General features: G+C 61.1%; 7 protein-coding genes. All 7 read right to left on the bottom strand.

What is annotated here, in order from left to right; translation table 11 throughout:
- Positions 1 to 688: 688 nt before the first annotated feature.
- Positions 689 to 1,522: a YggS family pyridoxal phosphate-dependent enzyme gene (locus tag HXO69_RS05025; protein ID WP_296545673.1), complete on the bottom strand. Its 834-nt coding sequence runs from the start codon at positions 1,520 to 1,522 to the stop codon at positions 689 to 691.
- A gap of 19 nt (positions 1,523 to 1,541) precedes the next feature.
- Complete coding sequence (locus HXO69_RS05030; RefSeq protein WP_296545675.1) at positions 1,542 to 2,390, bottom strand: polyphenol oxidase family protein; 849 nt, start codon at positions 2,388 to 2,390, stop codon at positions 1,542 to 1,544.
- Between the two features lie 149 nt (positions 2,391 to 2,539).
- Positions 2,540 to 3,724, bottom strand: coding sequence for a cell division protein FtsZ (ftsZ, locus tag HXO69_RS05035; RefSeq protein ID WP_049354877.1), 1,185 nt, complete (start codon positions 3,722 to 3,724; stop codon positions 2,540 to 2,542).
- A gap of 196 nt (positions 3,725 to 3,920) precedes the next feature.
- A complete protein-coding gene (locus HXO69_RS05040) occupies positions 3,921 to 5,531 on the bottom strand; it encodes a cell division protein FtsQ/DivIB (RefSeq protein WP_296545677.1) in 1,611 nt (536 codons plus the stop codon).
- 9 nt (positions 5,532 to 5,540) lie between these two features.
- Complete coding sequence (gene murC / locus HXO69_RS05045) at positions 5,541 to 7,040, bottom strand: UDP-N-acetylmuramate--L-alanine ligase (RefSeq protein WP_296545679.1); 1,500 nt, start codon at positions 7,038 to 7,040, stop codon at positions 5,541 to 5,543.
- The gene (gene murG, locus HXO69_RS05050) at positions 7,040 to 8,140 is read right to left on the bottom strand and encodes an undecaprenyldiphospho-muramoylpentapeptide beta-N-acetylglucosaminyltransferase (RefSeq protein ID WP_296545680.1); all 1,101 of its coding nucleotides are present in this window, start codon (positions 8,138 to 8,140) and stop codon (positions 7,040 to 7,042) included. Before murG ends, murC begins: the two co-directional genes overlap by 1 nt.
- Positions 8,141 to 8,351: 211 nt before the next feature.
- The coding region (locus HXO69_RS05055) for an FtsW/RodA/SpoVE family cell cycle protein (RefSeq protein WP_296545682.1) at positions 8,352 to 9,978 on the bottom strand (1,627 nt) is incomplete at its 5' end.

A 9,978-nucleotide genomic window follows, 5' to 3' on the forward strand; every position in this document is an offset into this window, starting at 1 on the left:
TGTATTCGGTATTCGGCACCGGGGTGTCCTCCCAATTGTCTGCGCTGGCGTCGTCCCAGATCTGTTCGGTTTCTGCCAGGTCAGCTGTGGTTTCAGGTGTATGAGCGGTGGCGTGTGCCGCTGCATCTACGGTTGCTCGTCCGTCGGCAGGTTCTTCTGCGTCCAGATACTCGGTTTCTGTACCGTCATCGTAGCTATCAGCCTGCAGGTACTCTTCCTGTTCAGTATAGGCGGGTTCGTCCTGCTGGTGGTAGGTTTCGCTCTGCGGCTCGACTGCACTGTTGTTGTACTGTGCCGAGCCGGGCAGTGCTGAGAGCCGGTTAGGGCCCTCGGTCTTCTGTGCTGTAGCAGCCTGCCCTGCGGAGGCGGTTGCCTTCCTGCGGGTGTCAGCCTGCACAGCCTGCGGGGATTCTTCCGGCGTCGCCTCGGCGTCCTGGTATCGTTCCAGGCCGAGGAAACCCGCCAGACGGCTTTGTTTCGCCATGATTCTCTCGCTGTTCTTTGCTTGTGGTGTACAGGGTCTGCCGTGGTGCTTCATCAGAAGGTGTGTGTGCGTGACGGTACGTCATGCACCGGCATGTATATATTACCAGCGCCCGCCCCGCGCGGGCGGTCAGGGCGCCGATGATTATGCCACCGAATGCAGACCCGGAACTATAACCTTTGAAGGGCCGCGCTTGGATAGGGCTTAGAGCGCCGGGCGCTTACCCATAATGTCGCTACCGACGCGCACGCAGGTTGAACCCCAACGCACCGCCGCCTCCAGGTCGCCGCTCATGCCGGCGGAAATCTCGGTCGCGTGCGGCACCTGCTCACGCACCAGCGACGCCAAGCCGTACAGCTTCTCGAACGCCTCGTCCGGGTTCATGCCCAGCGGCGCCACCGCCATCACGCCACCACAACGCAGATGCTCGTGGTTCTCGATGCGCTCCACCAGCTCCAGCAGCTCGGATGCGCTCGTACCACCGCGCGCACCCTCGGCGGCGTGGCCAGCCGTTGCAACCTCCGCCAGGGACACCTGCACCAGGCAGGTCAGCGCACCCTGCTCCGCCGCCGCGGGTGCCGGCACCTCCCCCATCTCAAAGCGGGAGAGCTGGTTCGCGTACGCCTTCGCCAACGCGTCCGCCAGGGAGGGGCGGTCCACCGAATGCACGCTGGAGGCGTACTTGACCACGGACTTCGCCTTATTCGTCTGCAACTGGCCGATGAACGCCCAGTGCGGGGGCTGCACCTCACGCTGGGCGCAGTAGGCGGCGAGCTCACGAGCCTTCGCGCTCGCCTCCTGGTCACGGTTCTCGCCGAAGAGGGTCACTCCCCCATCCAGCAGCGCTGCCGCGTCGGAGGCGGGGAAGAACTTCGTGACCGTCACCAGCTGCACCGGGGCGCTCGCCTCGGTACGCACGGCGCTGTGGTCCTGTTCTGCGGCGCGGATACGCTCAAGCACGCGGCGGTAGTTCTGCAGCAGCTGCTCGGCACGTTCGGGAGTGTACTGCAGGTTCTCTTCTGTGTTTATTTCAGGCATCTTCTCTCCTTCAGCAGCTCTAGGCGGTGGGCTCCGCAAGCTTCTCAAGCCAGACCAGACCCGCGATACGGCCCGGCTTCTCACCGCGGTTCGTGAACCCGCGATGCGAATACACCTCGGGCTCCTCAAAGGTGCACTGGGCGCAATCCATGCTCACCTGCACGCCCGCCTCCTCCAGTACGGCGCGGGCACCTGCGGGCAGATCCAGTCCGGGAGTCTGCTGGCTGGTCACCGAATGCACCTGCGGAATCAGCTCGGTAGACTCAGTGCGCATCGCCTCGGGTACCTCGTAGCAGCTACCGCAAATGCTCGGCCCCAACCACGCGGTAATTTTCTCCGCGCCGAGCTGACGCATACGAGCCACGGTCTGCTGGAGCACGCCGTCAAGCAGGCCGCGGCGGCCAGCGTGAGCCACCGCCAGGATCGGTTGCCAGTTCGCGACCCGCTCACCCACCAGCACCACGGGAATGCAGTCCGCCACCATAATCGCCAGGGGCACGCCCTCGGTGCTAATCGCCGCATCGGCGACCGGGGAGTTCTCCAGCACCGCGCGGCCACGCTCAGAGGTACGCTCCTCGGGGGCGCCGGGGGCGTAGGACTCCACCGCGTAGTCCTCCGGGTAGGCAATCTGCACGCCATGCACCTGGTTCAGGTAGAAGAACGGCTCGGTGCCCAGCGCCTCCTCCAGGGCGGCACGGTGGTTGAGGGTACGCACCAGGGAGGCGTCCATACCGCCGCCGAGCTCATCGTCCACGTGCAGACCCAGGTTGCCCGCCGCGCGGGAAGTGAAACCCACCCGTACACGCCAGGAGCCCAGGGTACGGGTATCGGCTGAGGCAAGTAGCGGAGTTTTGGGAGCGTCGCTCATCGTCTTTTCCTTCATCAGATGTCAGCAGGTATAACGGCGGGTATAGCAAAGGGGAGCCGAGAACCGCACAATGTGCGTGTTTCTCAGCTCCCCTATAGCTTCATAAGACTCTCAGCCGTGCAACGCCTAGACCTTCACAGCCAGGCAGACTACTTCAGGAAGTCAGGGACATCCAGGGTGTCGCGGCGAGCCGGAGCTTCCTCCACAACCGGGGGAAGGTCAACGTCGAAGCCAGCAGCGCCGGTGGAAGCCGGAGCAGCAGCGGGTGCGTTGTAGCCGTAGCCGTTAGCAGCCGGAGCAGCGGTGGAACCGCCGAAGGATGCCTGGGTGCGCTGAGCCTGAGTAGCAGCAGCAGTGGAAGCGTTGGAGTTGGTCTCCGGGTTCACTGCGTCGAAGCCAGCAGCAATCACGGTCACGCGAGCCTCATCGCCCAGTGCGTCGTCAATAACAGCACCGAAGATGATGTTTGCGTCGGGGTGAGCCACTTCCTGAACCAGGCGTGCAGCCTCGTTGATCTCGAACAGACCCAGGTCGGAGCCACCCTGAATGGACAGCAGAACGCCGTGTGCGCCGTCGATGGATGCTTCCAGCAGCGGCGATGCGATAGCCAGCTCAGCTGCCTTCACTGCGCGGTCCTCACCGGATGCCGAGCCGATACCCATCAGAGCCGAACCTGCACCCTGCATGACGGACTTAACGTCAGCGAAGTCAAGGTTGATCAGGCCGGGGGTGGTGATCAGGTCGGTAATGCCCTGCACACCGGAGAGCAGAACCTGGTCAGCGGACTTGAATGCGTCCAGCATGGAGACGTTGCGATCCGAAATCGACAGCAGTCGGTCGTTCGGAATAACGATCAGGGTATCAACCTCATCGCGCAGAGCAGCGATACCGGTCTCAGCCTGGTTGGAGCGGCGACGACCCTCGAAGGTGAAGGGGCGGGTCACCACACCAATGGTCAGAGCGCCGAGGGAGCGGGCAATACGTGCCACGACGGGTGCGCCACCGGTACCGGTGCCACCGCCCTCACCTGCGGTCACAAAGACCATGTCTGCGCCCTTGAGGACTTCCTCAATTTCCTGCGCGTGATCCTCGGCTGCCTGACGGCCAACCTCGGGGTTTGCGCCCGCGCCAAGACCGCGGGTCAGCTCACGACCAACGTCCAGCTTAACGTCTGCATCGGACATGAGCAGAGCCTGAGCGTCAGTGTTGATAGCAATGAACTCAACGCCGCGCAGACCAACCTCAATCATGCGGTTGACTGCGTTGACGCCACCGCCGCCGATACCAACGACCTTGATGACTGCCAAGTAGTTCTGGGGAGTTCCAGCGTCCATGTATTCCTCGATTGTTCCGTGTTCCAGCTTCGGAAGACCCGCAGCTTAATCTAAGCCTGAAGGTTTCCTCTAAAGAATGACTTTATCTGCTAGGATACCAAACTGTTTTTGTTGGTTCCTAGTCACACAGCGCAATTACCCCCTCTTTTTGCGGATTTCACACAAAAAGGGAGGATAAAGCGCCTGAATGGTTCCCCTAGCGGGTCACCGGTACGCGCGGGGCAGACACGTCGTAGACGGTCACCTTCTGCGTCTGTGCCTCAGAGGAGCTCTCCTCCTGGGCACGCTTGGCAATAGCCTGGCGCAGGGAGAGAAGAACCTTAGCCTTCAATTCGCTCTCTTCAGCGGTTCCCCACTGCACCGTAGTATTATCCCTCAAGGTTAGAGTGATACTTGAGGTTGAGGTAGCGCTGGCTTCCTTAACCTGAGCTAGAAGTTCAGAGGGCATCGCCGAAAGCGCCGTAGAAATGGTGCGGAATTCAGCCGAAGTCTGCGGGTCATCACCGCTGAAACGAACCAGCGGCACCGAGGTATCGGGCTGAGTTGCCGACTCCAGCAGGCTCACACCATCACTATCAACAGTATGGTACGTATCGCCCTGCTTCACAACCGCAACCGCGGTACGCTCCTTCAGAGTCACCACCAGCTCATGCGGCGGGCGGCTCTCCACCTGCACGCTACGAATCACGTTATCCTGCCCGATCAGCTCACGCACCTTCTTCTCGTCGATGCGAGTGAGCGGAACACCGCGCAGGGGCTCCAGCTTCTGCTCCACCTGAGTGGTCTCCAGTAGGGATGCACCGCGCACCGTAATCTTCTGAGTCGCCAACAGGGGCGAGAAGAAGACCAGCACCACGTACAGCACCGCAATAATAGCCAGCGCCGAAGCAGTGTACAGCAGCTTACGGGCACGGGTCAGAGGCGCACGCTCCTTACGGGGGCGTTCCTCAGCACGCAGACCGTCCAGACCCGGATCCTGACGCAGACGCTCACGCTGAGCCTGACGGCTCGCACGCTCGCGTTCCTTCTCAATCTCCGCGGCACGCTGCTGCTCACGCTCGGCACGCCAACGACCAAAACGGCTCGTGGGGCGAGGCTCTTCAACAGCCTTCTCCCCCGCCTTATCAGTGCTCTTATCGGCGCTTTCCTCAGTCTTCTGGGCGGCAGGCTCTTCGCGAGATTCAGCAGAACCGGCAGATGCCTTACTGGAGGCGGACGCAGACTTCTTGCTGGCGCCCTTATCGCTGTCCTTGCCGGTGCTCTTCTCAGCCTGAGAGGATGCAGTCTTAGCAGATTCAGTCTTAGACGAAGAATCCTCAAACGCCTCAACGTCAAAAAGCTCGGGAGCGTGCTCAACCTCAGAGACGGTGCGGCCGGTCAACAGCGCCGAACGCACCGAATCCTTCAGAGACTGCACCGAAGAATGCACCGCCGCCGCGCTCTTCTGAGCCGAAGAATCAGCACCATGCTGGCTGTGCGACTTGTGCACCACCGGCTTACGTGGCGCATGGCGAACAGGGCTCGAAGACTGGGTAGCAGCTGCCTGAGCCGCGCCCTCGGAGGCGGTAGCCTTGGCAGGCTTCACAGCCTCCGCAGACTTCGTAGCCTCCGCAGCCTGTATAGCCTCGGCAGCCTCTGCGCTCTTCGCCACCTGCGGTTGCGCAGATTCAGTCTGTACAACCTCAGCCTGTGCCGCCTCAACCGGTGCACTCTCAGCTACCTGCTGGGCACGCAAACGAGCACGCGAACGCGGAGCCTTCGGCACGCGCGAGGAGGAATGCCCCTCCGAAGAGAGACCAGAACTCATCGGCACAGCCTAAGCCTCCGACTTCTTCGACTCGCCACCGTGACGAACCTGCAGGGACTCCAGCAGACGAGCACCCAAAGCGGTCACGTCACCGGCGCCAACGGTCATCACAATATCGCCGTCCTGAGCGCACGCCACGATATCCTCAATAGCGCTCTCAGCGGTAGCGTAACGAACCTCAGAGAAACCAGCACCGGTAATCAGCTCACTGGTCACGCCCTCAATCGGCAGCTCACGAGCCGGGTAAATATCCAGCACATGAGCACGGTCAGCCATCGACAGAGCCTCGGCGAACTCCTTCGCGAACTCGCGAGTACGCGAGAACAGGTGCGGCTGGAAAATCACGTACAGGTTGTGGCCATCAGCCACGGTACGGCCGGTCTCCAGGGCGCGGAACACCTCGGTCGGGTGGTGCGCATAATCGTCAAAGACCTTCACGCCGGCAACCTCACCGCGCAGGGTGAAGCGGCGGTCAGCACCCACGAACTCAGCCAGAGCGGGAGCAATATCGGCAGCCTCGTAACCAGAAATCAGTGCCGACGCAAAAGCAGCCGAAGCATTCAGCTGGTTATGGATACCGGGCACCTTCAGGGCAATATCCTGCTCACCCTCATAACGCACGCCGCGGCACTCAAAAGACCACGACAGGTGCGAAGACGACGACGAACCGGCGCTGGTAATCTCGCTAATGCGCAGGTCAGCATCCGCAGACTCGCCGTAAGTCACCACGGGCACACCCGCCGCACGAGAACGAGCCGCAAGAGTAGCCGCGCCCGCATCATCAGCGCAGGTCACCACAACGCCGTTAGGAGCCAGCGAACCCACAAAACGGTTGAACGCCTCAAAGACACGCTCATCGGTCTCATAGAAATCCAGGTGGTCCGGCTCAACGTTCGTCACCACAGCAATCGCCGGGCGGTAACGCACAAACGAGCCGTCCGACTCATCAGCCTCAGCCACAAAAATCGACTCCGGACCCTGAGCGCCCAGATGAGCGTTCGTGCCGCGACCAGCAATCACAGTGCCCACCGCAAACGACGGGTCAGCACCCAGCTGATCAAACATCACAGAAATCATGGAGCTAGTCGTGCTCTTACCGTGAGTACCGGCAACAGCAACAACCTGAGACTCACCCATCACAGCGGCCAGCGCCTCAGAACGGTGCAGCACAGGCAGACCCTGCGCACGAGCGGCAACAAGCTCCGGGTTATCCTCACGAATCGCAGTAGAAATCACCACGGTATCAACGTCCACAATGTTCTCAGCCTGCTGAGGAACACCCACACGAGCACCCGCAGCACGCAAAGACTCAACAGTAGCCGACTCGGCACGGTCAGAACCGCTCACCGTCACACCAGCCTGCAGCATCAGAGCGGCAATAGCGCTCATACCCGCGCCACCAATACCGATGAAGTGCACACGGCCCAACTCGCTCATCTTCGCACGCTCAGGGAACGGCGGGTTCAGCGGTGCCGGCAACACCATCTCAAGATTCATCAATTCAGTCATTACTTCTCAGCTGCCTTCAATACTGCTTCAGCCATAACGCGCGCCGCGTCACGGATACCAAGTTCATACGCCGCAGCGCCCATGCGCTCCAGCTCCTCCGGGTTCGCCATAAGAGCCGGAATCTCACGGGCAAACCACTCACCGGTGACTTCTGCATCCTTCACCAGCAGAGCCGCAGACGCCTCCACCAGAGAACGAGCATTCAGAGCCTGCTCACCATTACCAATGGGAAGCGGCACAAAAATCGCGGGAACACCCACCGCAGCAACCTCGCTCACGGTCGCCGCACCCGAACGCACCAGTAGAAGATCAGCGGCAGCATACACATCCTGCATGCCGTTGCTAAACTCAATCTGACGGTAATTCGGGGCGCTCAACAGCTCACCGTTCTCATCCAGAACAGCCTTACCCTTACCGGTAATGTGCAGAATCTGGAAATCCCACTCCTCAAAGTGGTCACGGCACGCCGCCACCGCATTATTCAGGCTCAATGCACCCAGCGAACCGCCGGTCACAATCACGGTCGGCTTCTGCGGGTCCAAGCCCAGGTTACGGCGAGCCTTCGAACGGTGCGCCTCACGGTTCAGGTAGGCAATCTCGTCCTTCATCGGCATGCCCACCAGGGTTGCGCGCGGGAACGGAGTATTAGGGAACGCCACACCGGTGAACTTCGCGAACGAACCACCCAGACGGTTCGCCAAACCGGGCTTCGCGTTCGCCTCATGAATCACCACGGGAATCTTAGCGCTCAACGCCGACAGATACGCCGGCGGGCACACGTAGCCGCCCACGCCAACGACCACATCCGCATCTGTTTCCTTGAGGATGCGGCGGGTCTTCGACAGGCCACCAAAGAACTTAGCGGGGAAAGCAAAAGCGGCACGGTTAATGCTACGAGGGAACGCCGCGCGAGGAATGAACTCAATATCGAAACCAGCTGCCGGAACCAGCTCGGCTTCCATCTTGTCGGCGGTGCCCAGCATCAGAATCTTGGCGTTCGGTTCAAGGTCGCGAACGGCGCGGGCAATCGCAAGCATCGGATTAATGTGACCGGCGGTGCCACCACCGGCGAAGACTATAGAGGGTGCCTTCTTCGTCATAGGTCTCTCTCCCAATACATCGGTACAGCATCATTTTACGCTATCGCACCTGTTCAACAGAGCGCCCCCGCCATTGAGCTATGACTCAACGGCGAGGGCGTTATCTCATATTCAGCACATAATCATCACCGGCGAAGGCAAGAAGCTCAGCGCGCTCCCCCACCCAGTAGCTCCCGCAATGTCAGCGGCACGGGGTACGCTCCGCGGGGCTTTAGCCCTGCTTGCGGGTGCCGCGCTGCGCAGAGTTCTGAGCCGGATGCTGCTGAGCGCCGTTCTTCTGCGCGGCCTTTGCCTGAGTGCCCTTTACCTGAGTAGCCTGTCGCAAAGCACCCTGTCGAGGCGCTGCCTGTCGCTGGGTACGGCGCAGACGATCCTCCGGATGCAGCGGCTGCAGGCCCGCGGGCAACGAGCCCGAAGGGCGGTGCTGCGCGCTACGAGGCTGGGCTACTCGCTTCTGCGCAGCAGGCTGCTGGGCACCGCGAGGCTGAGCGGCGCGCTGCTGTACAGCCTGCTTCGGAGCCGCGGGCTTCTGGCCTGCGGGCTTCGCAGCAGTAGCCTTCTGAGCAGGGCGAGCCTGCAGACCAGTACGCGGCTGAGCGGCTGCCTTCTGGGTAGCTGCCTTCGCCGGTGCAGGCTTCTGCGAGGCCTTCTGCTTCTGAGCTTCAGCCTTTTGCGAGGCCTTCTGCTCCGCCTTCACACGGGCAGCTTCCTCACGAGCCAGACGCGCCTCCTCGCGAGCACGACGCGCCTCTTCTCGAGCCTGAGCCGCCTCCTGGCGAGCCTGTTCCTCCTCACGACGAACCTGCTCCCGAGCCTGACGCTCCTGCTCCTTCTGCTGCTCACGAGCCACACGAGCCAACTCACGCTGCTGATCCGGCGTAAAACCCAACCAGCGGCGCAACGTGCTCTCCGGACCGAAAATAACCTTCAAAGGATTATGTTCCTTCAACAGGTGACCACCAGCAGCCGCACGAGCTGCCTCTTCCTGATTCAGCACATCCTGCAACGGTGAACGACGCTGCCATTCAGCATTCTCACGACGAACCTCACGCGCGCTCTGGGTCTCAATATTCGACGGTTTCGTCGCGCCACGCAACGGAGTCTGCCGCGCAAACGCCAACAACAAACCCGCCGCAAACAACGAGGACAACAGCGACGAACCACCATAGGAGACAAACGGCAAAGGCACACCAATCACCGGCAAAATACGGGACACCATGCCCATATTGATAATCGCCTGAGAGGTCAACCAAATCATGATGCCGCCCGTCGCCAAACGCACCAGCGGATCAGTAGTGCGCAGCATAATACGGACCGCGCAATACACCAGGCCCACATACAGCAGCAGAACCGCCAGCGTACCCAACAGACCAAGCTCCTCACCAATAATGGCGAAAATATAGTCGTTATGCGCCTCAGCCAGGTAGTTGTACTTCTGACGCGACTGGCCCAGACCAACGCCCAAGAAACCACCGGTCGCCAGCGCCACCTCACCAGAATTCGCCTGGTCACAGTTAGCGTTCGTGCACGAACCCCAAATACCGAAAATACGAGCCACACGGTTCGCGCTACTAAGCACACCCACCAGCGCCAGCACCGCAAACGCGCCGCCAATCTTCAGCAACGAGCTACGAGAAGCACCCGCCAGCCACATCATGCCCACGAAGATGAAGCCATACACCATGGCGGTACCCATGTCACCGCCGAGCATAATCAGCAGGACCAGGGCGCCCACACCATAAATCGAGGGGAACAGCGTACGCCAAATACTGCGAGAGATATCGCCGTGGCGGCTGTACACCCACGCCAGCCACATAATAATCGCCAGCTTCGAAAAC

This window comes from Rothia sp. (in: high G+C Gram-positive bacteria) (assembly GCF_015265375.1).
Classification (GTDB): Bacteria; Actinomycetota; Actinomycetes; order Actinomycetales; family Micrococcaceae; genus Rothia.

Bases quoted from the DNA above. Each gene is read 5' to 3' on its own strand.
- HXO69_RS05040 (WP_296545677.1), bottom strand. From the start codon at position 5,531: ATGAGTTCTGGTCTCTCTTCGGAGGGGCATTCCTCCTCGCGCGTGCCG.
- murC (WP_296545679.1), bottom strand. From the start codon at position 7,040: ATGACTGAATTGATGAATCTTGAGATGGTGTTGCCGGCACCGCTGAAC.
- HXO69_RS05030 (WP_296545675.1), bottom strand. From the start codon at position 2,390: ATGAGCGACGCTCCCAAAACTCCGCTACTTGCCTCAGCCGATACCCGT.
- murG (WP_296545680.1), bottom strand. From the start codon at position 8,140: ATGACGAAGAAGGCACCCTCTATAGTCTTCGCCGGTGGTGGCACCGCC.
- ftsZ (WP_049354877.1), bottom strand. From the start codon at position 3,724: ATGGACGCTGGAACTCCCCAGAACTACTTGGCAGTCATCAAGGTCGTT.
- HXO69_RS05025 (WP_296545673.1), bottom strand. From the start codon at position 1,522: ATGCCTGAAATAAACACAGAAGAGAACCTGCAGTACACTCCCGAACGT.